We start from the raw sequence: 22,596 nt of genomic DNA, 5'->3' as shown, positions 1-22,596 counted from the left end.
GCGGTCAGGTCCTGCTCGCGCAGCGGGGTGAAGTCGACGTCGAGTTTCGGGTCGTACGCCTCGGGCTGGATGCCGAGTTCGTGGGTGCTGTACTCGCCGAACCGGTTGATGTGTTCGGTCAGGTACGGCGAGATGTGCGCCAGGTCTTCCGGGTCGGACTCTGTCGGGAATCTTGAGGACGGACAGTCAACGATCGTGACGTTGCGTCAGGCTTGTGGGAGCGTTCTGCCCATGTCCCCCAGGAGCCTGACATGTCCCTCCAGCCCCGTCCCGGAGCCGAGATCCCGGCGCTGACCGTGCGGGTCGCCCGGGCCAGCAACCCCCACGGCACCACTGCGATGTGGATCCGCGACCGCCTCGACGGCCTGTTCAGCGACGAGGACTTCACCGCCTGGTACCCGCGCGACGGCCGCCCCGGGCTCTCGCCCGCGCAGCTGGCCACCGTCTGCGTGCTGCAGTACGCGCTGAACCTGTCGGACCGCCAGGCCGCCGAGGCAGTGCGCTGCCGCATCGACTTCAAGCACGCCCTCGGCCTGGAACTGGAAGACCCCGGCTTCCACCACAGCGTGCTGTCCGACTTTCGCGACCGGCTCGCCGAGGGCGACCGCGCCGACCGGCTGCTGGGCCTGGCACTGACCCGGATCCGGCGGGCCGGCCTGCTCAAGGGGCGCGCCGCCCGCGCCAGTCGACCATTTCCATAAACTATGAATATAAAAATGCTATGCTTCGAGCGTGAGTCGTCAAGACACCGCTCCTGGCGCGTCCGCCGCCATCGGGGCAGCCCTCTACGGCCTGGCCACCAGGGCCGCGAGACGCCTGCCCCGGGACATGAGCCTGACGTCCGCCGCCACCCTGGCCACCCTGGACCGGACCGGCCCGCGGCGCATCACCGATCTGGCCGCGGTCGAGGGCGTCACCCAGCCCGCGATGACCGCCCTGGTCCGGGTGATGGAGGAGTCCGGCCTGGTCGAGCGGCGGGGCGACGCGTCCGACAAGCGGGTCACGCTGGTGTGCCTGACCGAGGCCGGCGCCTCCTATGTCCGGACGCGGCGCCAGGCGGGCGTCCACGCGTTCGAGCGGTTGATCGGCGAGCTCACCGGCGACGAGGTCGAGGCGCTGGTGGCGGCCCTTCCGGCGCTGAAGCATCTGGCAGAGCTCGAAAGCCAGGACCGCGAAGGGCCGAAGCAGTGACCGGGCAGCCGGTCGGCGGGGTCGCGGTGAAGGCGTTCTCGGTGGCGCGTTCCGAGGCGCGGCTGCTGGTCCCCGCCCTGATGTTCATCGCTCTGGTCGTGGCGGCGGTCGCCAGCCTCGGGACGCCGCTCATCACCAGCGTGGCGACCTCGTTCCACGTCTCGCTCGGCAGCGCGCAGTGGACGCTGACCGTCGCGCTGCTCAGCGGCGCCGTCGCCACGCCGGTCCTGGGCCGGCTCGGAGCCGGCCGGCACCGGCGGGCCACGATCCTCGCCACGCTGGCGGTCGTCGTCGCCGGCAGCGCGCTCACCGTGCTGCCGCTGCCGTTCGCGTGGCTGCTGGCCGGCAGGGCGGCCCAGGGCTTCGGGCTCGGGCTGACGGCGCTGATGATGGGCGTGGCCCGGGACCACCTCCCCGAGGAGCGCAGCGCGGCCGTGATCGCCCTGATCTCGGTGGTCTCGATCATCGGGTCCGGCGTCGGCTACCCGCTGGCCGCACTGCTCGCCGAGCTCGGCGGGGTACGGGCCGCCTACGGCCTCGGCCTGGTCGTCACCGCCGCCGCCCTCCTGACCGCTTGGCGCTCCATGCCCGAAGCCCCCGAAGGCCGCTCCGCCCACGTGAACGTGGCCGGTGCGCTCGTCCTGGCGGGTGGACTGCTCCTCGTCCTGTTCCTGGCCGGCGAGAGGAACCTGTGGAGCCGACACCTCGCCGTGGCGGTGACCCTTGCCGTCGCCGCCGTACTCCTGCTCTGCGTCTGGACCGTTTCCGAACTGCGAACCAAGACGCCCCTGGTCGACGTCCGGGCGGTACGGCACCCGGCGGTCGCCGGGGCGAACATCGCCATGTTCGTCGGCGGGAGCGGCATGTACCTCCTGCTCACGCTCATCACCCGCTACGCGCAGACGCCGCACAGCGCCGGCTACGGCTTCGGACTGACCACCTTCGTGGCGGGGCTGGTCCTCATCCCGTTCTCCGTGCTGGGGTTCGTCGCCGGCAAGCTCACGCCGCGGGTCCGGACGCGGATCGACGGCCCCCTGCTCCTGGCCGGCAGCGCCGCCATCGTCGGCGGCGGGTTCGTCCTGTTCGCCGCCGCCCGGTCCAACCTGGCCGAACTGCTCGCGGCCATGGGCGTGCTCGGCTTCGGCGTCGGCAGCTTCTCGGCCGCCATGCCCGGCGTCATCCTGGCCGTCACCCCCAAGAGCGAGACGTCGAGCGCCATGAGCTTCAACTACGTCGTCCGCAGCGTCGGGTACTCCCTGGGCAGCGCCATCGGCGGTCTGGTCCTGGCCGCCGGCACCGCCACGGGCCGCCTCTTCCCGAACGACGACGCCTACACGACCGCGGCGCTGGTGGGCGTCGTCGCGATGGCGATCACGACGATGGCCAGCCTCGCCCTCGCCCGCCGACGCTCACCCGAGACCAATCCGATCACAGCCCCAGTCGGTGTGCCGGGCCTGGGCCGGTCGAGTCGAACCGGAAGCTGAGGATCGAAGCCGTCCGACTTCGACGCCGTCTCCGTCGGCTCGCTGACCCACAGCGCGCCGGCCATGGATCTGAGCATGCTTCTGAGCATCAATTCCGAACACAGGAGGTACCGTGGTCAAGGGCTATTGGGTCAGCGCCTACCGCACCATTGCGGACCCCGAGAAGCAGGCTGCCTACAACAAGCTGGCTGGTCCAGCCGTCGAGGCCGCGGGCGGGCGGCTGCTCGCCCGCGGCAGCCGGGTCGTCGCACACGACGCCGGAATCGCCGAGCGCACCGTCCTGATCGAGTTCGACAGCTTCGAACAGGCGGTCGCCGCACATGCGAGTGCGGCCTACCAGGAGGCGCTGGCCGCACTTGCTGACGGCGTCGAGCGCGACTTCCGCATCATCGAAGGCCTCGCCTGACGATCGAGGCTGCGTCGGCGACGAACACGAAGCCGACTGCGGGGATCACCCCGGCTCGTCAGCGCGCCGCACCGTCGCGAACAGCGTCAGGCCAGTGGCATCGGCGGTGATGTCCAGTCCGGCGACGGTTCCCGGCGGCACGGCGGCATGGACGTCGGCCTCGATGTCGGCGGGGGTGCGTTCGACGAGGTTCCAGCGGCCGATGTGGGTCATCAGGGCGGCGTAGGGGTTCGGGGTCGCGATGTTGGAGAAGTAGAACGTGTCTCCGGGGCGGCACAGGCGGGACGGAGTGGTGCGGATCAGGGCTCGGGCGAAGCGTTCTTCGAGGTAGTCGAAGAGGCCTCCGGCCAGGCCCAGGTCGAAGGGGCCGTGGTCGGCGGCCAGGTGGGCGGCGGTGCGCAGGACGTTGCCGGGGGCCGCGGCGGTCTGGGCGCGGGTCGCGGGCGGCAGGTGTGTGAGGGCGTACTGGAGGGCGTCGGGGTCGACGTCGTTGAGGACCAGGCGGTCGGCGGGGTGCAGGAGAGCCGGGTCGACTCGGCGCAGGTCGGCGGCGCCTCCGGACGCTATCAGCAGGATGCGGCGGCCGGTGGCGCGCGCGGGGGCCGTGCTCGGGACGTCCGCCGGGTCGCTCCCGAGTGCGGACTCGATGAGTGCGGCCTGGTGGGCAATCTTGTTGCGGTGCTGGTCGGTGATGGGAGCGTGCAGGAGGTAGTCGTCGAAGTGGTGGCCCCAGGTGCCGGGCACGCCTCCGGGCTGACCGCGCAGGATGTACTCGATGATCTCGAAGTCGCCGGCCCGGCCGCGAGCCTGCTCACGGCTCAGCTGGACCATGCCGCCGGCGTCGGCGAACATCTCGGCCAGCGGTGCCATGGCCGCCGTGACGGTGTCCTGACGGGCCGTGGCGAGCGCGGCGGCGGAGGGCGAAGTCGTCGAAGTAGCGGTGTGCGGTCGCGCGGTCTGCGCCGGCGATCGCCGGGAGTTCGGCCATGGCTTGCCGGACGAAGTCGGCCAGCGCGGTAGGGCCGACTGTCTGATCCGCCGTGATCGCCTGATTCAGCGGTCCCGGCGGCGTGGGTAAGTCCGACGGTTCGGTCGTCTCGACGTCGATGGTCGTCATCGCGGATCCCCTCGCTGCTCAGCTCCCCTGGTCAGGAGATTAGCGGTGGTGCGGGCCTTTCTCCAGAAATCGGGAAACAGCACGCATATGATCCGGCGTGACGACCGACGTATCACGTGATGGGCGGTTGCCGGTTGGGGAGCGGAATGACGTTCGGCTCGGGTAGTGCGAGCATTCTGCGGAGCTCCTGGTTTTCCAATTCGAGTTGATTGATGGCGCGGACGCGGCTGGGGACGTCGGTGCGGAGCTGGTCGAGTTCTGCGTTCTTGTTCGCGATGGTTTCTTTGAGCTTGACGATGGTTTTGCGGAGGCGGACCTCAACGTCCGGAGTGACCCCACGTTCTTTGACGCGCTCGTAGAACTCGTTTTTCAGATCCAGATGGCGCTGGGTGAGCGCGTTGCGGGGGACCTTGGCTTCTTGGGCGAGGGCGACGATGGTGAGGGCACCGTTGGAATGTTGGGGGGTGCCGCCCAGGATGCGGTCCATCGCGGCGCGGATGCGATCGCGTTCGTCGGGCGCCGGGGTCATCCGGTGACCTCCTGGAGGGTGTTGCGGGTGCGGTCGTGGTGCTCGGCCATGCCACGGAGCTTGTCCGCGTTGGCACGCAGGCGGTCGCCGACCGGCAGGGGGTGTGGGCCGCGCGTTTGTCGAGGACGTCAGCTCGGTCGCGGAGCCGGGCGGCGTGCTCGTCGGTGCGGACGATGTTGCCGCAGCCGGGAACGCACCGGTCCAGGCTTGGGGTTTCCTTGATTCCGTCGCGATGACACAGGGCCTGCTCGCGTTTGTAGTGGCAGAGCAGGAACGCCTGCGGGTTGTCGTAGATCATGGCGTCCTCGTTTGCGAGGAGGCGTCGAGCGGTGGTGCTGGTGATGACGGTGCCGGCGAAGCGCGGGGCGTGGATAGCGGCTGTGATGCCGCGGCGGGCTGCAGGGCCGGAGATGCCGCCGCCAGCTTCAAGATCGTCATGAAGGTCGGAGACGGTGTCGGCGACCGCGAGCACGGTCTCCACGTCAATGAGATCGTGGATCCCGCCGCGGCTGCGCGAGGCGTACCCCTCGGAGACGAGGGCCGTTCGCAGGTGTCCGTACTGGACAGCGAGGGCGACCAGACCGTTCGGTCTGCGGGCGATATGCCAGGCCAGCGACCTGCGGAAGCGGCCTGTTCCCACCTTGCCGTTGGGGTCGGGCGGGATGGTTTCACCTGTGAGCTGGTGGGCGGCAGCCTCCGTGTTCGCCCAGGTGACGAAGTCCTCGATCCTCGGACCCCGTCTGGCCCCTGGCCCCACTCTCCGAGAACCCCAGCGCGAGCAAACCGGCTATCCACTGGCGCCACTGCCCGCCGGCGGGCTCGCTTCGGGATGTCGGTAGCAGGAGAAGACCGCGATGGCGCGCCGTTCTCGCCGACGACGGTCCAGTCCGGTGTCAGGTTCCCCCACCGCCGCTCGAACTCCACACCGAAGCCCCGCCCGCGCAGGGCAGCGCCGGCGGCGAGCTCGATGACATCGGGCCAGAAGTTCTGATCGCGCCACAGGTTCGCGGCGAAGGCGTCCGCGGCCGGTTCCGGGAGGAGGTCGAGCTGCTGGTCCAGCCAGATCCGCCAGGGCTCGTACTCGTCCAGCACCGCCTGGTCGTACGAGAGCATCCGGTTCTCCGGCGCGCTTGCCGTAGCGATCGCGCTGTTCCGCGACGAACCGGGGGCCGAAGCGGCGGAACTGTTCCGTGGTCATGCGCCCGGATTCTCCGGCTCCGCGGCACCTCGCCGCACCCGAGTTGCTAATGGCGTGCGTAGTTCCCGGAGGCCAGGCAGCAGGGATGCGAACACGCGATCATCGTGTCCCAACAGCTTCTGGAGACAGCCAGGACGCGCGGTACCGAACTCCGTCGCGGATATCCCCCCTTGCCCATGCGCGGCATTGCGCGTGCAGTCGTTCGGCCAAGATCATCCCGTGGCGGGTTTCTGGCGCGTCTGGGTCATGCCCCTGGCTGCGTGCCCGCCGGGACGGTGTGTCAGACCACGGCGAGCCGGTCCACCAGCAGCTCCACCCTCGGCGCGGCGTCCTCGGGCAGCAGGCGTCCCGCCCGGGTCAGGGTCGCAAGGCCGTGCAGGGCCGCCCAGAACACCTCGGTGAACAGCCCCGGGTGGACGCCGTCCCCGGCGACCTCGCCCAGGCTCTCCAGCAGCGCGGCGAAGGCGTCCTTCAAGGGCTCCGGGGTGTCCTCGTGTGCGAACGCCAGGCCGCCGTCGAGCTGGAAGATGGCGTCGTAGACCGCCGGGTTGCGTGCGGCGAAGTCGAGGTAGGCGCGGGCGAGGGCGGCGACTCGCTCGCGCGGACCGTCCGCGGCGGCGGTCGCGGCCCGCACCGCCGCGGCCAGCTCGGCGGCGCCCTCGAGGGCGACGGCGCCGATGATCTCCCGTTTGCCGCGGAAGTGGCTGTAGAGGACGGGCTGGCTGTATTCGATGCGCTCGGCGAGCCGGCGGGTGGTGACCGCGTCCCAGCCCTGCTGCTCGGCGAGTTCACGGGCCGTCGCCACGATGAGGCGCTCACGCTCCGCCCGTTCGCGCTGCTTGCGTTCCTGTACCGACATGATTCGATCCTAGCATCGCTAGACAACAGAGCGGCAGTAGTACTAGCGTTGCCTCGTCACCTAGCAACGCTAGATCCCAGGAGCGCATCATGTTCAACGCACTCGAGGTCGTCACCACTGTGATCGTCGGCGTGATGGTGGGGGTGGAGTTCTCCGTCGCCTTCGTCATGAACCGGATCCTCAACGCCCTCCCCGAGGACAGTGGCCAACTCGGCCATGCCCACGGGGGCCGGATGCTCGGCGCCGTGATGCCGGTCTGGTACATCGGCTCGCTCGTCCTCGTCGTGGTCTGGGCCATCGCCGGATGGCACCGCCCCGGCGCCGGCCTCGTCGTCACCGCCGGCGCGCTGCTGATGCTCAGCGTGATCATGTCGATCCTGCTGCTCGTCCCGATCAACAACCTGAACAAGACGTGGACCCCTGACAACCGGCCCGCCGACTGGAAGCAGCAGTTGCACCGCTGGGACCGCTTCCACTACGTCCGCGTCGCCGTCATCATCGCCGCCTTCACCCTGCTCGTCGCCGCCCTCGTCTGAGCCCGCGGGCCAGCCCCGCGCTGGCGGCGCACGATCCCCGCTCCCCGGGCGACAGCGGGCCACCGAACTCCGAACTCCCGACATCGGGGAATGCAGCTGCCGCTCAGATCCCACAACGGCGATTCCGACAAACTACGCCCCTCGATCAGCCGCGTCCGCGCGGCCTGATCAGGCCCCACACGACTCAGCAAGCTCCACGAAGCTCACCAAGCTGACGAAGACTCGCAAGGAGAAGAACAATGTCGCTGAAGAAGATCAACACCGTCCTGGCCGCCGCCTTCATTCTCTTCATCCTCTGGTTCGGGACGGAGTACATCCTGAGCCCGGAGACGACGGCGCCGGGCTACGGCCTGCCGAGCTGGCCGTCCGGCGACGGCGACGGCTTCCTGGTCATCAAGGGAATCCGCGACGTCGTCTTGGCCCTGGTTCTGGGCATCCTGCTGGTGACGGGTCACCGCCGGGCGCTGGGCTGGGCGCTGCTGGTGGAGGCCCTCGCCGCGTACGGCGACATGACCAACGTGCTGGCCCACCACGGCTCCGTGGCCACCGCGCTCGGTGTCCACTGCCTGACCGCGACACTGATGGTGGTCAACGGCCTGCTGATAATGCGCGAGACCCGCAAGGTCGCGGCCGCTCCGGCGACGCCCGCCCCGCAGCCCGCCTAAGGCAGGCGGCGGTCGGCATTTGGACCGCGTCTGCTGGAACACGTCGGGCCCGACCCAGGGGGCGAACCGCTCGTCGACGGTCGGCCGGGCCCGTGTTGCTCGGGAGATCGAGCCACGGTGCGCCGGTCCGAAGTCGCCAGAGGACCCCAGCCATCCCGGCCGTCAGCTCCCGGCCGCGATACCACCGCCTCAATCTGCTCCCACAGCGCCGAAACGCTCTCCACCACCGGTCCCGGGATCCCGCATGTCCGTCTCGGGTCCCGGCGTTCCCCGTCCCGTCACCGCTCGGCTACGGCTCCTCATCGTGCTCGGGTGCGGGGTCACGTAGTGGACGCTGGCCGGTTGCTGGGGGCGGAAGAAGGCGTAGCGTAGGGCCCGAAGCAGTCGGCTGCGAGGGTCGCGATCGGAGCGCCGCAAGGGCAGGCTCGATTGATCCCTTCGTTGCCCGTCGGTCCGCAGCACCCATTGCTGTTCTCCCAGTTGGGCAGTGGCTGAAGGCCGGCGGCGTCGTCGGGATGCACCAGCACTGTCTGTCGGATGCCCGCCGAGATGACGAAGCCTTCTTCGTGGCAGACCAGAGTTCCGCGTGACTGAGCCCGCTTCGGGTCCTCCTGATCGTCCTGCACGACGTAGGGAGGTCCCCAGGGCTCGGGGTCGATTGCGTAGTGGCCCTGCGGAACGGTGGAAGGTGCCCGGCGTGTCTCCTTGTCCCGGTCGCGCTCGTCGTCGGAGACGTCAGGGATGGCGGCAAGCTCGGCCAGCCCCGGCGTGATCGCGGTGCCGCACTTGGAACAGAGGAAGACGGTCATGCCCTCGTTGTAGTCCTCAGGGCTGCGGCTTCGCATCCTGGTTTCGCTGCTCGGAGTCGATGCGCGCGACGATGCCACGGAAGTCGGGCATGCCGAGCTGGACAGTGGGGTGTCGGGCCGCGAGGTCACGCATGGCGGCGAGCTTCTGCTCTGCGGCGGCGAGGCTGGCCTCGATTGCAGCGACTTCCCCGAGCCAACCCTGTTCCTTGGCCTCCTGAAGCCGGTCGAGCAGGTTCGCGCGGATCTCCTCCAACCGGGGCAGCTGCTCAGGGTCGGGCCGCAGGACAGGGCAACGGATGCAGGCGTGCTCGTGGACGCACGGGGTACCGAAGTCACGGGCGCAGACGCCCAGGGCAACCTTCCGGAGCTCGAAGTGGGCCAGGAAGTCCTGCCACTCCTGCGCGGTCGGCTCGCGGTACTCGCTGCTGGGCCGCAGCGACCGGCGCCGGGAGATGAAGGCCCTGTGGTGGTTGATGACGTCCTCGGGATAGATCGCGGCGTATCCGAGCGTGGTGTCGACGGTCTGGTGGCCGCAGATGCGGGCGGCGATGTGTGCGGGCAGGCCGGAGCGCAGGGCGTCGGTGACGAAGATCCTTCGGAAGTTGCTTGGAATGGGCCCTAGGCCAAGGCGCAGCCGATCGGCTGCCATATCCATGTGCATGGCAACTTCGTTTCGGCTGGGGTGGCCTGTGCGGAGACGCGCGAAGGCAGGTGCAGGGTGGGGACGGCGCGGAACCCGAGGGTCGGGCTCTGCTCACCGAACCGCCGGACAGCGTCCCCGTGCACCCCCGGATGAGACACGCCGCATACGTGACCACGCCGGAAAGCCCGGACACCGCCCCGGCCGCGACCCGCAACTCACCCTCTGGTGAATGGCGGATCAGGCTTAGCAGCGGGCGAGTGTGCCGCTCTTCAGGGTGGATTTGTCGCTGAACAGCCAGCCTTCGGTGTTCGTGCCCTCGATACGGGCGTAGATCCACTTGTTGCCTTGGGCATTGGTGACGTAGCAGTGGTAGTAGACCTTCACGCCGGACTTGACCGCGGTCACATAGGAACACTCCGCGTACGGCCCGGTGTAGAGGTGGGTTTCCTGGGCCGCGTAACCGTAGCCGTCGCTGCGGTTCGAGTGGGCCCAGCCGGTGCACGCCGTCGACACCGGGACGGGCTCCTTCACCGGGGCGCTGGCCGTTGCCTTCGGCGAGCCGGACGGGTTAGCGGCCGGCTCGCCGCCGCCGTTGCCGGGGGCCGGCGTGGGACCTGTCTCTCGGCCCCCGTCCTTCTTCGAGGAGGTGCTGGACGGCGACTTGCCGGGGCTTATGGAGGTCAGGTCCCCCGGGGAGGCCGGGCCGCCGGACACGTCACCGTCGGCGGCGGTGCTCGCCTTCGGAAGCGCCGCGTTCGACCCGCCGCCCGCGCTGCCCCGCATGTCCATCAGGGCGTAGGCGACGCTGCAGCAGGTGAGGACGGTGGCGGCTGCCACCGCGACGACGGTACGGGTGCGGCGGCGCCGCGCGCGGACGACCGTGGTGCTGGTCTCGGGACGGCTGCCGTGACCGTCGGGTATGCCGGGGGCCATGCCCGGCTGCGGAAGGGCGCCGTAGGCGTCGGTCGGCGTGTAGGAGACGACGGGCTGGGGGGCGGGCTGGGAGAACGGCGCGGCGGGGGGACCGAAGGCCGGCGGAGTGACGGGCTGGGGAGCCGGCGCCGGCGCGACGTCCGCCGTCCTGCCGCCGGCGACCGCCTCCAGCATTTCGCGCGCCTGCCCGGCGTCGGGCCGCTGCAGCGGGTCCTTGGCCATCAGCGCGCGCAGCACCGGGGTGAGCGGTCCGGCACGCCGGGGCTCCGGCAGCGGTTCGCCGACGATCGCCGCCAGCGTGGACCACACCGACGTACGACGGAAGGGCGAAGAGCCCTCCACGGCCGCGTACAGCGTCATGCCGAGCGCCCAGATGTCCGACGCGGCACCCGGTTCCAGGCCCTGTGCGCGCTCCGGCGGCAGATAGTCGAGGGAGCCGACGATCTGACCGCTCTGGGTCAGCTTGGCCAGGGCCTCGTCGCCAGAAGTCTCCATGCTGGCGATGCCGAAGTCGGTGAGCACGACCCGGCCACTGCGCTCAAGCAGTACGTTGCCGGGCTTGACGTCCCGGTGGAGGACCCCGGCCCGGTGTGCCGCGTCGAGCGCGTCCATCAGCTTGGCGCCGATCGCGGCCGCTTCACGCGGGTCCAGTGAGCCGCGCTCCGCCAGCACGTCGTCGAGGGAGGGCCCGTCGACCAGCTCCATGACGATGACCGGCAGCCCCTGCTCCTCGACCACGTCGTGCACGGTGACCACACCGCTGTGCCGGATACGGGCGGCGGCCTGCGCCTCCCGCTGCATCCGGACCTGCAGATCGGCCAGTTCGGCCGGGGAAGCGTCGGTGTAGGCCCGCAGGACCTTGACGGCCACCTCGCGGTTCAGCAGCTGGTCCACCGCCCGGGCGACCACACCCATGCCACCGCGCCCGATCATCGCGGTCACGCGGTATCGCCCGCCCAGAACCTCGCCGACCAGCTCTGCGCCGTTCGCCCCCGTCACCTGTCACGCTCCGTTCGTCGCACTGTTCAAGATCCGCCACGCGGCGGGCACCAGCGTAGGGGTACACGTGCGGGCGGGTTCGTATGGCCCCCAGCCCCCGGCCCTCGGTGCGCAGGCGCACCTTCCAACAGCCCGTGATCATCCAGACATCTGGCGTGAGATCAGGACACTCGTGCGGTTCCCCGCGTAGCCCGCCCGTTCGACCAGGAGCCGGCCCGCCAGGGCCATGCGGCAGGCAGTGCCGCGGTCGCTCTCCCGCGGCAAGTGTGGACGGACCACCTGGGTCAGGCCCCGGACTACGTCCCGGTCTACCGCACGCCGAAGGGGGGCCCACGCCCAGTACGAACTGGACCACGGCCCGAACCCTGCCAACCACCAGCCGGGGGTGGACATCGGCGGCGGCATCGTCTCCGATGGCAAGATCTACTTCGGCGAACGGGCGGTGGCCGCCGAGTACGCCGGGCCGACCGGAGCGAACTTCGCCAAGGGGATGGTGAAGTATGAAATGCATCCGAAGTTCCTCGAGGAGTTCGTCGACCACGTGAAGGTCCACGACAGGAACGGTCCGGGTGGCGCCGTCCGCCTCGAATTCGAGATACCGGTGGAGAAGCTCGACCGGTTCAACGAGCTGACCCAACGTCGCAGCTGGGTCGACGTCTATGGAGGACCGAGTTGAGATTCCACGATCACCAGGAACTCGATGTGACAGTCGTGGCGGTGGCGCCCGTGGGCGCGAAGGTCGAGGTGGACGGGCACGAGGGCGTGTTCGGCTTCATCGACCAGGTGAAGCATCCGTCCTGGCGGGACGAGAACGTGGCGCCGCCCCGCGCCGGCGACAAACTCCACGTCTGCGTCCTGGACCGCACCCGCGAGCCGTATCCCCGGCTCAGCGCACTCCAGAACGACATCGACCTCGCCCGACGCCTGCGCGGGGAGGCGTAGCCGAGCGAGGGCGGAGCTCGTGTCGTGGCGTGGCGACGGGTTCATCCCCGCGTACGCGGGGAGCGGGCTTCTCAACCTGTGACTTTCGATTGGGCACGGGCGGTTCGGCAGGACTTTCATCGACTCCGGCAATCGAGGCAAATATCTCGGGCCGGAAGCAGGCCCATCGACGACCTCGACCTGCAGCAGAATTGGAGGAGACGCAAGAAGGAGAAGAAGAAGCGGCCCGACTGGGGCATTCTGAAGGGGATCGTCCTGTTGGCGACGCCGGAGGGCTGGCGCACCAACGTCCTCACCATGAAGGCGGAATGCTCTGCGGGCGCCTGGACCTGTCGATCAACACCGACCCACAAGACGCACGGGCTGCGGCAGCGGCAGCGGCAGCGGTGATGGTGACGGAACTCGCTCGCGACTTCCACGACACCGACGTCGGGGTGAACTCAGGGCTTTGACGTCGTCGCGTGACGCCTGGTTCGTGGCGTTCTGTCAGCTCGGCGGTGGCCCCGGAACGTGACAGGCACGGCTTCCAAGATCATGGAGTTCGCCACGCCCCGTGATCCGAGTGGAAGACCGTGCCTGTCGGCGCATCATCGCTGATCCATGGGTAGGTGTGGCGGAACGCTGGAGGGTGCCGCCCTCGGGCGGGCGTTTCACCGCCCTGTCGGCCGCCGCGGCCTCCGGCGCCGCTTCTCGTACGCCTCCCGGATTCCGCCGGCCAGCCCCAGGAGCACCGCCGCCCCGACCGCCACCTCGGCTGCGGTGCGCAGGCCCCGGCCGTGGACGTCCCCGGCAGCCCGCGGGGAGACCTTGCCCTGCGGGTCGTGCACCACCGTCAGGGACTCGCCCTCCTTCGCGAGCCGCGAGGGGGTGTCCAGGTGCTCCGGGCCGCCCGCGGGGCAGTCCAGGCGGTGGTCATACGAGGTCCGGGTCGTGGAGGTCCAGTGGCCCTCGGCGTCCATGGAGGATTCCGTCTCGGTGTGCTCGGTGACCTTCAGCACGATGCAGCTGATCTCGACGCCGCGGTCCTCCAGCGCGCTGTGCCCCACGGACACGAGTGCCAGGATGGCGCCGAGGCCGGCAGGGAGGGCGGACAGCGCGATGAGCGAGGCTCTGCGCCGCGCGGCGAGGGCGGCGTGCCAGCCGAGCAGGACCAGCGGGAGCAGCAGCCCGCCGAGGAAGAACCCCCAGTTGGCCAACGACCCGTATGCCGACTCCCAGGCCACCCCGAACGCCAGGGTCGCGGTCAGCGGCGGCGCGGCCAGCGCCACTGCGGTCCGCCAGAGCCCGCGTGCCCATCCCCCGTGCCAGCCCGCCATGCCCCGCCCCCGTGGCTCGTACTTGTGCGCTCCAGGTAACCGCGACGGCACGGGGCACGTAAAGAGCGCGGCAGCCCGGCCCGACTGAGGAGGGAGGCACCTGGTGACGCTGAGACCGCCGGTTGAGCCGATGCTGGCGCAGGCCGCCGAGGCGCTGCCGGGCCCGGGAGTGCTGGCGGGGGCCGTCGCTCTAACGCGGCGGCGTCCCCGTCACCTCGACGTCGTCGAGGAACTCCAGCATCCGGCTCAACACCTTGACGCAGGCGGCCACCTCGCCGTCGGTGAGGCCGCCGCCGGTCCGCCGCAGCAGGGCGTGCTCGCGGGCGGTCGCGGCGGTGATCGCGGCGAGGCCGCCGTCGGTGAGCCGGATCAGCGAGGACCGCTGGTGTGCCGGGTTGGGGACCGCCTCGGTGAAACCCCGCGCGGCGGCGTGGTTGACCATGCGCTGTACGAACTGTCGGCTCAGCGACTGGGCCTGGCCCATCTGCGGGACCGTCATCGGCCCGTGCTCTCGCAGCAGGTCGAGCACAGCCCGCACGCCGTGGGTGCCCGGCCCCCGCCGCACCCTCGCCGACGTCGACCCCGAAACCGTGCACCACGTACGGGAGATGGCGCCGCGCACCCGTCGGGTGACGGATAGTCAAGATCGAAATCATGGGCCGCCCGGCAGGCTGTCCACCGGCTTTCGTCGCCCAGACCCCCCACCGCCGCACGCCTCTTGTCATGCGCGGCTCGGGAACAGGTGAGGGCTGCCGGGCGCCGAGCAGTATGTGTGAGACTCCCTCTGATTGATCACTCGGGGGGAGTTTCGCGTTGAACGCGCTGTTGAAGAGGGTGTGGATCGGGCTGGCCGCGACCTTGATCGTGAGTCTGGCCGCCGTGGTCCTGCCGGACCATATCCAGGTAGACGACGACGGGCGCATCCACCTGGGCGCGCCCGCGCCCACGCCGTCCCCATCCACGGCGGCGCCCACACCGGAGTCCACGTCACCGCCCCTCACACGGGACGCCGTGGACGAGGTGATCCGGACCGCGGTCAGCGCGGCGGGCCTCGACCCGGCGCAGGGCCGCCCGACCGGCGCGGCCGGCGCCAACTCGAACAGGACGGGCTGGACGGCCGTCCGCGAGAAGACCGCCGCACCGTCGGAGATGAACGCGATCTGCGCCGACCTGGAGCGCCAGGGCTGGACGCTGAACCCGAACGGCGACCGCCCCGACGCCTCCCGCAGCTACAAGCGCGGGGGCTGGTACCTGCTGGTGAGCACGCGCGGGCAGACCCAGGCGCCGTCCACCACCTCCGCCTTGACCGACTCGCAGACCTACCTGACCCTGACCGGGCTCCAGCTGAACCTTTCCGACATACCCCTCCCCGAGATCACCGTCCGCATCGGCTGACCCCTCACAGAGAAGCCCACACCGTCTTCCCGGGACACCCCTGTACGGAGCCGACCCGGGCGCTTGCTTCCCATGTGCGTGAGGGCGGCGCCCGGGCACGCCCTGGTGGGATTAGGGGCGGTTCCCTGCGGCGGTGGGGACGTGGAGCTCGAGGGCTCGGGGGCGTCCAGCAGCGTCTTGCGCCGCTCCTCGCGCTCGCCTGCCCGCAGGGCCTTGCGCTGCTGGTGCACCAACCGCCCGAGGGGAGGTCCTTGGTGACACCGACCCAGGTCTCGGTGTCGTACGGGACGGCGTACAGGCCGGTGATCTGCTTCTCCGCCCGACAGCGGATCAGGGCCTGGTAGCCCTCCAGCCACACCAGGGACTCGGGCCGGTATACCCGCGTGCGGAGGAACGCGGCGATGGTCGCGGCGTCCCTCGGACTGGAGAAGTGGAGCAAGGCTGCTTCGGCGTCGTCCTGCTCCTCGCCACCGGCCCTGACGATCCGCCCGTCCTCGTCGCGCTGGATGTGGACCTTGAGCTGTCCGCTGGTGAGGGCGCGGGAGGCGAGTTGCTCAACGAGTCGTTCGTCAGGACTGCGGAGGCTCTGGAGCACGGCTACAAGCGGCTTGAAGCTCGCGGAGGCGACCATGTCGGTGGGATCCTCCCCGGCCTCCAGGAGGCCGGCACGATGATCCGCGCGACCTTCGTGCTGCCGTCGCGGTTGAGGCGGAGCGCGCGGCCGATGTTCTGCACGATCTCGACTTGGGAGCCGCGGGTGTCGGCGAAGCAGATCGCCTTCACACCGAACCGGCGCGACAGCTGACCCCCTTACCAAACACCATCGGCAGGACAAAACGGTCTTTCAGTGCGATTCCCAACCGTCGGCGGCGAAGCGCGTAAGTCATCGTGGGGGCTGATGCGGCATCTGGTCGCGGTCACCCGTCCTGACTGGGGTGGACTTCCTGTCGTGCCAGGGGGGTGGTGGCCCAGCCGTGTTCCAGCAGGGCGAACAAGTCGCGCATGGTCCGTGCCGGGTCTTTGCTTGCCCGGGCGATGCTGGGGGCTTCCAGGGTGAAGCGTGCCAGGCCGGTGACGGCGGGGTCTTCCGGGGTGAGCCCGGTGGCCTCGGCGAGGGTGACGGCCAGTGTGTTCTCGTGGCGCGACCACATGCGCCGGGCGTAGTCCCGCAGTGCGGGGGTGGATTCGACGAGGACGAAAGTGGGGTCGTCGGTCCGCACGGCAGTACGGGTGTGCACCATGTGGTCGCGCAGGGCGTGCAGCACGGGCTGACCGGGGGCTCGGTCGTGAATGGCAGCGACCAGGGCGCTCTCGACGTCCGCGTCCAGGTCGAAGACGAGAGCTTCCTTGCTGGGGAAGTGCTTGAAGAGCGTGCTCAGCGAGACGTCGGCCGCCTCCGCCACTTCGCGTACACCGACGTTGTCGAAGCCGTGCTCGGTGAACAGCCGCACTGCGGCATCCGCCAGGGCCTGCCTTGTCCGGGCCTTCTTGCGTTCGCGGCGCCCTGTCGTTGTTTCGGCCATGCCCCCACCTTACCTCCCTGTGGCGATTCGATCGAAAATGCTATCCGATAGAAAATCGGAGCAGTTGTACTTTTGGAGCTGCTGTGCTTCGGTGTGCGAGTACACCTCCGGCACCCAGCTGCCGGGACGGGGGCGCGTCCCCACACCGGAACGACTGATCTGCCATGCCGAAACAGGGCGTCACCACAAGGCGCCAGCACTCTCTTCAACCGTCGAACGGAGCGTGAACCTCATGTCCACCACCCCTCGCATCGCGATCGCCGGCGCCGGCCTTGGCGGCCTCGTCTGCGCGCGCGTCCTGCAGCAGCACGGCGTGCCGGTCACGGTCTTCGAGCGTGAGACCGATTCCCACTCCCGCTCGCAGGGCGGCACTCTCGACATCGATGAAGACACCGGCCAGGGAGCCCTGCGCGCAGCCGGACTGTTCGACCAGTTCCTCGCCCTGTCCCGGGCCGAAGGCCAGGAGTGGCGCCTGTACGACCGCCACGCGACCCTGATACGCCACGACCAGGCCGACGAGGACGATCTGAGCAGGCCCGAGATCGACCGCGGCCAGCTGCGCGCGCTTCTGCTGGACTCCCTCGCCCCCGGCACGGTCCGCTGGGGCCACTCCGTAAGGGCCGTCACCCCGCTACCTCACGGCACCGCCCGCCTGCACCATCACGACCGCGCTGGCGAGGACTTCGACCTGGTCATCGGCGCCGATGGCGCCCGGTCCCGAGTACGCCCCGCGCTCTCCGACGCCCAACCCTCCTACGCCGGTGTCACGATGGTGGAAGCCCACTTCGACGACGTCGACCACCGTCACCCCGGCATCGCCCACCTGGTCGGTCGCGGCACCATGTCGGCCAAAGCGGGCCGCCGCAGCCTGGTGCTGCAACGCAACAGCAACGGACACGTCCGCGCCTACATCACCTTCCGCGGCCCCCAGGACTGGCATGCCAGCCTCGACCTCGCCGACACCGAAGCAGTACGCGCGCGCCTGCTCGCCCAGTACCAGGGCTGGCACGAGCGCCTGCTGGACATCCTGCGCGACAACGAGGGCGGTTTCATCAACCGGCCCATGTTCGTCCTTCCCGTTCCCCACTCCTGGCAGCGCGTCCCCGGCATCACCCTGCTCGGCGACGCCGCCCACCTGATGCCGCCCGTCGGGGTCGGTGCCAACCTCGCCCTGCTCGACGGCGCCGAACTCGCCCAAGCCGTCATTGGCCACTCCACCATCGACGAGGCCCTCGACGCCTACGAAAGCGTCATGCTGCCCCGCGCCACCGACAACGCGAAGACCGCCCAGCAGATGCTCACCACCCTCATGCCTGACACCGACTCCGACGACGCCGCCTTCCCCGACACCCTCTGGCCAGCCAGCCCCCTCCCTGACTCGCGCCCCGCTCACACCAACTGAGCCCGGCCTGCGATCTGGGCTTATCCGTCCACCCTGCGGCTCACCGGTCACTCAAGCACTCCGGCAACGACATCGGGGTGGCTCCCGCGAGGAGCCGGTTCGGACTCTCCCGAGTCCGGCGGCTGAGGCGTGTTCACGCGGGATCCTTCTGGCGTGTGTTGTACGTCACATGCAACGCAGTCGTGTGTGCGGACACTACCCGGTGTGGACCACCAACTGTTCGCGGAAATCTATGAGGCACACGCCCGGGCTGTGTATGCGCATGCCGTCCGTATGACCGCCGACCGTGCCGGGGCAGAGGACATCGTCTCCCTCACCTTCCTTGAGGCATGGCGGCTCCGCGAAACGCTCGACAGCGTCAGCAGCCATCGTGCATGGCTGTTCGGGATCGCTACGAACGTCATACCGAATACCCGCAGGGCGGCACGCCGTCACCGGGACGCGATAGCCCGCCTTCCGCCTTCAGACGCCGTCCCCGACCTGGCGGACGATGTCGTCTCCCGCATCACCGACGCGGCTCAGGCCGCTGCCGCCCTTGCCGTTCTGAACCGGCTGCGACGCGCGGACCGCGAGATTCTCCTGCTGCACGTGTGGTCCGGCCTCAGCCACGACGAGGTGGCGCAGGCATGTGGGGTGCCCGTGGGTACCGTGCGCTCGCGTCTCTCCCGCGCCCGCGCCCGCCTGCGCAAACTCGCAGCCGCTTACCTCGCGGAGCCCCCAGCCTCCAGACGCGTCCCCGCGTCGCCAACCGCACGGGAGGGAAACCTGTGAATGCCGCCGACGACGCACGACTCGACCCGTCCGAGGGCGCGGAGACCATCCGGCGCCTGCCCGGCCTTGCCGATACAGACCTGCCATTCCGTGGACATCGCCGGATCAAGGAGCACCTGATGCGCGAAACAGCAAGGGACGCCCGACCTGCCCGTACCCCGATCCGTCGTCCTCTGGCTGTTCCTCGCCGCCGGGGCCGCGACATGTGCCGTAGCGCTGGCCGTCACCTTCGGCGTAAGCAGCTTCGACGAGCGCCCGCCCGTCGCCCGGCCCGAGCCGGCGGCTGTGCAGTTGCTGGACCGTGTGGCTCTAGTGGCGCAGGAGGCGCCCGCTCCGACCGTCCGGGACGGCCAGTTCCTGTACACGAAGACGACCGGACACTCCACGTCCCTGTCCGAGACCGCGGGCGGAGGAATGGAGGCAGCCCGGACAGACGAATCGGCCGAGCGCTGGGTATCTGTGGACGGGACCGCCGGCACACTCACACGTAACGCAAAGGGCAACGCGACGGATCCGGCCCGAGGTAAGGACAATGCCAGTCTCAACGGCCCCACCTACCGCTTTCTCGAATCCCTCCCGACTGACCCCGACCATCTGTTGGAGACGATCTACGCCGACACCCGCCTCAACCACGGAGCCGACTCGGGATCGACCACTGGCCCCGATCAGGAAGCGTTCGTTGCGATTGGTGACCTGTTGCGGACTGTGGAAGCCCCTCCTGGCGTGAGCGCCGCTCTCTACCGGGCTGCCGCGCGCATCCCCGGCGTCATCCTGGTGCCCGAGGCAACTGATGCCGTCGGCCGGACAGGCGTCGCGATTGCCCGTGTCCACAAGGGCGAGCGAACCGAATGGATCTTCGACAAGGGCAGCCTGCGCCTGCTGGGCGAGCGAACCGTGCTTCTTAAAGACAGTGCGTGGGGGAAGGCCGGAACGCCAGTGACATCCGTAGCCATTGTCGGACGGGGGGTCGCGGACAGGGCCGGACAGACACCGAAGCAGTAGCGTGCGTTTTCAGGCCAAAGAATTCGATCGTGTGACCGACTCGCCCGCAGAAGACACTGCTGAGCGATCTCGGTCACGCGCAGCGCCGCGGCCCCTGGTTACTCTTCCGGCTGCATGCGGCTGGGTTTATTCCAACTGCACGCCCATGTCTGGAGTGTGAGCTTCCGTCAGGTAGTTCAAACAGGGGGCGTGGTTCCATGCGTTCCGTACGTATCGGCTTTGCCGTGGCTGCCGCCGTTGGCGCCGTGCTCATCACAGCGTCTTCGGCGGGGGCTGCCACGCCGTCGCCGTCCGCGCCTGCTTCCGGGGCACTCGGCCCGGCTGCAGAGCAGCAGATGAGCAGCGAGATCGCCGCGTCGAAGCCCGTCATCGCGACCTACAAGGGCAAGCAGATCAACCTTGCCCAGGGGTGGCAGGGTGCTCAGGTCTGTGCCGAGGTACTGAGTGGCGAGGTCAAGTGCTTTGACAGCCAGGCCGAGGCTGACTCGTCCCTGGTGAAGGAGAATGCCGCAGTCGCCAAGAAGGCGAACGAGACCCGGAAGGCACTCGGCCAGCAGGCGCCTGCGTCGACGTCCTCGAGTTGGGACTGTGGGAGCGGATGGGTCTGTCTGTGGGAGCACTCCGACTACAGCGGTCGACGCCTCCAGTGGAGCGCAGGCGGCACCAAGAACCTCAGCAACTGGAGCTTCCGCGACCAGGCCAGCTCCATCTGCGTGAACCGGCCGCAGTTCGGCGGGACCCTGATCGACTTCCGGGACTTCCAGCCGGACCCGTCGATGTCCATACCGGCCGGCAGCTGCTACGACCTGACCACGCTCGGGTACGTGCACGGTGGCACATGGAACGACAAGGCTGACGCGCTGAGCATGTAATCAGCCGCCCTCCGGGACTGCCGCGGCGCCACTGGGTGCAGGTCAGGCCTTGAGGCGCGAAGTTCGAAGAACTCATGGCCAGTAGGCCCAGGTCAGCGACCTACCTGGGCCTACTGGCCGTTGAGAGCCTCGAAGGGCTGGCACCTCATTCGAGGTGCCAGCCCTTCGCGCTGTCGGCTCATGAGGATGGTGCTGGGCCGTGGGGTATCGGGCGTGGGGGCGGGGACGGTGACGAGGTCTGCCGGGTGGTTTGGTTTCCGCCGGAGTCGGGGCGTGTGTTCTACCGTCGTGGGGAACGCGTAGCGGCTGTGGGGAGGGTGGAGCGGCAGTGGCCACATTGTTGGGGGAGCAGGAGCTGGATGCGCGGGTGGAGTTCCGGGTTTTCGGCCTGCAGGAGTCGGACGACAGCGTGGTGCCGGTCCCGTTTCCCGATGACTTCAGGTGGGGGGTCTTCCTGCAGGAGCATGTCCGCCGGTTCGACCTTTTCAGCGCTGGCCATACTCACACCGCTTCCGTGGCCGCCAGGGTCTGGGATGGCGAGCCCGACCCGGGTGAGGGGGAGTGGGACGAGCAGGCGGAGATCGACTATGAGTCGGTCACAGGCGACGTTGCTCTCTGGGGTTCAGGGCGTTCCGAAGGCCTGATCCGGCTGGGGAGTGCTGGGCTGTGGAGGGTCCGGGTGGGGTGTGCGGGCAGGGCGGAGGCCGAGCGCGTGACGCGGGACGAGGGAACGGCTTACGGAGTGGAGCGGTACGTGATCGATTTCTGGCCGAAGGCCGGATGAACAGTGGGCCCAGCACGGGACTATGCCGGGCCCACTCCTGAGCGGCGCCGCGTTATCCGAGGAGCGCATCACCGCCGTCTCCTCCTGGCAGGATGCCCCGTACTTCACCGACACCGACACCGAGCGCGCTGCGCTCGCCCTGGTGGAGGCCACCCTCCAGCCCGCCCCGCACGGCAAGGAGCGCGTCTGCGACGAGCTGTACGCCGAGGTGGCGAAGCACTACGACGAGAAGGCGCTGGCCACGGCAAGCCGCAGCCGGTCAGCTCCCCTTGCGGATCAGCAGTGGGACTGATCTGAGCCGTCCGCGGCACTCCGCCAGACACGACCGCTGCTCCCGGTCGAGGTTACTGCGCCAGGACGTGGATGCCTGCATGGACGGGGCCGCTCGGTCTGCCTGAACAGCGTCGGGGGCCAGGGGTCCGTATGGGGCGTTCCACGTCCGGCTTCGCCGGCCGTTGGTGCTGTCCAAGGCCAGAGCCTGGGGACGGGCGTGTGTGTATGGGTACCGCTGCGCAGAGGGAATGTGCTGGGCCGGCCGCTGGCACACGCGGTCGAGTTCGACCGGATGCTGCGCGGTGCCTTGGCAGGCGCCGGCGGTGGTGTTGCTCATGGGCGCGTTCCTCCTGATGGGGCGGGGCCGGACGGCACGCCGGGTTCTCGGCCTGTGGCGACGGCTTCGTCGTACGCGGCGAAGGTGCGATAGAGGGTGGAGCGACCGACGCCGAGGCGCCGGTCGATGGCGGTCGACGGCAGTGTCATTACTACCCGGACGTCCGCCCCTCCGCGGACGTGGAGCTCGTAGCCGACGGCGACTCCGTCAAGGAGACCGTGGTCCTCAAGAGCGCCGCCCCGCCCACCCGGTGGCGTTTCCCGCTGGCCCTTAAGGGCCTGACGGTCACGGTCGACACCAATGGCGGAATCTCGTTCACCGATGCGGCTGGCCGCCAGAAGGCCTGGCTGCCGCCCGGCTGGATGGAGGACTCCAACAAGCCCTCGATGTCTGGCACCACCCTGCCCTCCGGACGGGTCGCCGGCTCGGCCGCCCACGACGCCGACACCGAGCGCGCCACCGAGGCCGCACAGGAGGGCGTTCTGCCGTGGCTACTCGAAGGAGAGGGAGCCCTGGCCGGGCTGGCTGAGGTAGTTCTGCCAGCCGGCGGAGAGGGGGAGGTTGGCGCCGAAGCTGGTGCCGGAGCCGAGGTGGGTGGCGATCGTGCCGG

Annotated in this window: 22 protein-coding genes and 5 pseudogenes; 15 read left to right on the top strand and 12 right to left on the bottom strand. The window is 69.5% G+C overall.

Annotation, left to right across the window (positions count from 1 at the left end; genetic code table 11):
- Nucleotides 1-251 precede the first annotated feature (251 nt).
- The 4 genes and pseudogenes from AB0M76_RS22420 to AB0M76_RS22405 form a co-directional block, all read left to right on the top strand.
- Nucleotides 252-671, top strand: a pseudogene (locus tag AB0M76_RS22420) (transposase); the annotation flags it as partial.
- 157 nt (nt 672-828) lie between these two features.
- Nucleotides 829-1,191, top strand: a complete 363-nt coding sequence (locus tag AB0M76_RS22415; RefSeq protein ID WP_014173936.1) for a MarR family transcriptional regulator — start codon at nt 829-831, stop codon at nt 1,189-1,191.
- A complete protein-coding gene (locus AB0M76_RS22410; protein WP_365954546.1) occupies nt 1,188-2,675 on the top strand; it encodes an MFS transporter in 1,488 nt (495 codons plus the stop codon). Before AB0M76_RS22415 ends, AB0M76_RS22410 begins: the two co-directional genes overlap by 4 nt.
- Nucleotides 2,676-2,787: 112 nt before the next feature.
- The gene (locus tag AB0M76_RS22405; protein WP_365954545.1) at nt 2,788-3,081 is read left to right on the top strand and encodes a DUF1330 domain-containing protein; all 294 of its coding nucleotides are present in this window, start codon (nt 2,788-2,790) and stop codon (nt 3,079-3,081) included.
- Nucleotides 3,082-3,126: 45 nt separating this feature from the next.
- Here AB0M76_RS22405 and AB0M76_RS22400 read toward each other — a convergent pair whose 3' ends face one another.
- The 4 genes from AB0M76_RS22400 to AB0M76_RS22385 all read right to left on the bottom strand — a co-directional run bounded on the left by AB0M76_RS22400 (nt 3,127) and on the right by AB0M76_RS22385 (nt 6,784).
- Entirely contained in the window at nt 3,127-3,951 is an 825-nt protein-coding gene (locus AB0M76_RS22400) for a hypothetical protein (protein ID WP_365954544.1), read from the bottom strand.
- Nucleotides 3,893-4,198 carry a hypothetical protein gene (locus tag AB0M76_RS22395; protein WP_365954543.1) on the bottom strand — a complete coding sequence of 102 codons (306 nt, stop codon included), beginning with the start codon at nt 4,196-4,198 and terminating at the stop codon, nt 3,893-3,895. The genes AB0M76_RS22400 and AB0M76_RS22395 overlap by 59 nt, the downstream gene beginning before the upstream one ends.
- Nucleotides 4,199-4,310: 112 nt before the next feature.
- Nucleotides 4,311-4,727: a hypothetical protein gene (locus tag AB0M76_RS22390; RefSeq protein WP_365954542.1), complete on the bottom strand. Its 417-nt coding sequence runs from the start codon at nt 4,725-4,727 to the stop codon at nt 4,311-4,313.
- Between the two features lie 1,478 nt (nt 4,728-6,205).
- A complete protein-coding gene (locus AB0M76_RS22385) occupies nt 6,206-6,784 on the bottom strand; it encodes a TetR/AcrR family transcriptional regulator (protein WP_365954541.1) in 579 nt (192 codons plus the stop codon).
- Between the two features lie 89 nt (nt 6,785-6,873).
- Between AB0M76_RS22385 and AB0M76_RS22380 the strand changes: the two genes are divergently transcribed.
- Nucleotides 6,874-7,320: a DUF1772 domain-containing protein gene (locus AB0M76_RS22380; protein WP_365954540.1), complete on the top strand. Its 447-nt coding sequence runs from the start codon at nt 6,874-6,876 to the stop codon at nt 7,318-7,320.
- A 239-nt stretch (nt 7,321-7,559) separates the two neighbouring features.
- The gene (locus tag AB0M76_RS22375) at nt 7,560-7,985 is read left to right on the top strand and encodes a DUF4267 domain-containing protein (RefSeq protein WP_365954539.1); all 426 of its coding nucleotides are present in this window, start codon (nt 7,560-7,562) and stop codon (nt 7,983-7,985) included.
- Between the two features lie 54 nt (nt 7,986-8,039).
- Here the strand turns inward: AB0M76_RS22375 and AB0M76_RS22370 are convergent.
- From AB0M76_RS22370 to AB0M76_RS22355, 4 genes and pseudogenes are all read right to left on the bottom strand, one after another.
- Nucleotides 8,040-8,212 (bottom strand): annotated as a pseudogene (locus tag AB0M76_RS22370) (transposase); the annotation flags it as partial.
- 93 nt (nt 8,213-8,305) lie between these two features.
- Nucleotides 8,306-8,794 carry a hypothetical protein gene (locus AB0M76_RS22365; RefSeq protein WP_365954538.1) on the bottom strand — a complete coding sequence of 163 codons (489 nt, stop codon included), beginning with the start codon at nt 8,792-8,794 and terminating at the stop codon, nt 8,306-8,308.
- 16 nt (nt 8,795-8,810) lie between these two features.
- A complete protein-coding gene (locus AB0M76_RS22360; RefSeq protein WP_365954537.1) occupies nt 8,811-9,443 on the bottom strand; it encodes an integrase in 633 nt (210 codons plus the stop codon).
- Between the two features lie 237 nt (nt 9,444-9,680).
- On the bottom strand, nt 9,681-11,369 hold the full coding sequence (locus AB0M76_RS22355) for a serine/threonine-protein kinase (RefSeq protein ID WP_365954536.1): 1,689 nt from the start codon (nt 11,367-11,369) through the stop codon (nt 9,681-9,683).
- Between the two features lie 385 nt (nt 11,370-11,754).
- Between AB0M76_RS22355 and AB0M76_RS22350 the strand changes: the two genes are divergently transcribed.
- Together AB0M76_RS22350 and AB0M76_RS22345 are read left to right on the top strand one after the other, a co-directional pair.
- A complete protein-coding gene (locus tag AB0M76_RS22350; protein ID WP_365954535.1) occupies nt 11,755-12,045 on the top strand; it encodes a hypothetical protein in 291 nt (96 codons plus the stop codon).
- Nucleotides 12,042-12,311 (top strand): hypothetical protein, encoded by a 270-nt coding sequence (locus AB0M76_RS22345; RefSeq protein ID WP_365954534.1) that lies wholly within the window; start codon nt 12,042-12,044, stop codon nt 12,309-12,311. Before AB0M76_RS22350 ends, AB0M76_RS22345 begins: the two co-directional genes overlap by 4 nt.
- Nucleotides 12,312-12,961: 650 nt before the next feature.
- Here AB0M76_RS22345 and AB0M76_RS22340 read toward each other — a convergent pair.
- Together AB0M76_RS22340 and AB0M76_RS22335 are read right to left on the bottom strand one after the other, a co-directional pair.
- Entirely contained in the window at nt 12,962-13,627 is a 666-nt protein-coding gene (locus tag AB0M76_RS22340) for a hypothetical protein (RefSeq protein WP_365954533.1), read from the bottom strand.
- Nucleotides 13,628-13,817: 190 nt separating this feature from the next.
- Nucleotides 13,818-14,168, bottom strand: a pseudogene (locus AB0M76_RS22335) (MarR family transcriptional regulator); the annotation flags it as partial.
- Between the two features lie 272 nt (nt 14,169-14,440).
- Between AB0M76_RS22335 and AB0M76_RS22330 the strand changes: the two are divergent.
- Nucleotides 14,441-15,022 carry a hypothetical protein gene (locus tag AB0M76_RS22330; RefSeq protein ID WP_365954532.1) on the top strand — a complete coding sequence of 194 codons (582 nt, stop codon included), beginning with the start codon at nt 14,441-14,443 and terminating at the stop codon, nt 15,020-15,022.
- A 155-nt stretch (nt 15,023-15,177) separates the two neighbouring features.
- Here AB0M76_RS22330 and AB0M76_RS22325 read toward each other — a convergent pair.
- Nucleotides 15,178-15,808 (bottom strand): annotated as a pseudogene (locus AB0M76_RS22325) (helicase); the annotation flags it as partial.
- A 131-nt stretch (nt 15,809-15,939) separates the two neighbouring features.
- Nucleotides 15,940-16,545, bottom strand: a complete 606-nt coding sequence (locus tag AB0M76_RS22320) for a helix-turn-helix domain-containing protein (RefSeq protein WP_365954531.1) — start codon at nt 16,543-16,545, stop codon at nt 15,940-15,942.
- 232 nt (nt 16,546-16,777) lie between these two features.
- On the opposite strand from AB0M76_RS22320, the gene AB0M76_RS22315 reads away from it, so the two are divergent.
- The 6 genes and pseudogenes from AB0M76_RS22315 to AB0M76_RS22290 all read left to right on the top strand — a co-directional run.
- Nucleotides 16,778-17,947: an NAD(P)/FAD-dependent oxidoreductase gene (locus tag AB0M76_RS22315; RefSeq protein WP_365954530.1), complete on the top strand. Its 1,170-nt coding sequence runs from the start codon at nt 16,778-16,780 to the stop codon at nt 17,945-17,947.
- Between the two features lie 204 nt (nt 17,948-18,151).
- On the top strand, nt 18,152-18,718 hold the full coding sequence (locus tag AB0M76_RS22310; RefSeq protein WP_365954529.1) for an RNA polymerase sigma factor: 567 nt from the start codon (nt 18,152-18,154) through the stop codon (nt 18,716-18,718).
- Between the two features lie 147 nt (nt 18,719-18,865).
- On the top strand, nt 18,866-19,720 hold the full coding sequence (locus tag AB0M76_RS22305) for a CU044_5270 family protein (RefSeq protein WP_365954668.1): 855 nt from the start codon (nt 18,866-18,868) through the stop codon (nt 19,718-19,720).
- A 335-nt stretch (nt 19,721-20,055) separates the two neighbouring features.
- Nucleotides 20,056-20,592 (top strand): peptidase inhibitor family I36 protein, encoded by a 537-nt coding sequence (locus AB0M76_RS22300; protein ID WP_365954528.1) that lies wholly within the window; start codon nt 20,056-20,058, stop codon nt 20,590-20,592.
- A gap of 328 nt (nt 20,593-20,920) precedes the next feature.
- Nucleotides 20,921-21,376, top strand: a complete 456-nt coding sequence (locus AB0M76_RS22295; RefSeq protein ID WP_365954527.1) for a hypothetical protein — start codon at nt 20,921-20,923, stop codon at nt 21,374-21,376.
- Between the two features lie 55 nt (nt 21,377-21,431).
- Nucleotides 21,432-21,620, top strand: a pseudogene (locus AB0M76_RS22290) (carboxymuconolactone decarboxylase family protein); the annotation flags it as partial.
- Between the last annotated feature and the right edge of the window lie 976 nt (nt 21,621-22,596).

The sequence above is a fragment of the Streptomyces sp. NPDC051364 genome (genome assembly GCF_040682115.1).
Classification (GTDB): Bacteria; Actinomycetota; Actinomycetes; order Streptomycetales; family Streptomycetaceae; genus Streptomyces.
Note: the sequence above shows the minus strand (reverse complement) of the source record. Positions and strands in the feature narration are given on the sequence as shown.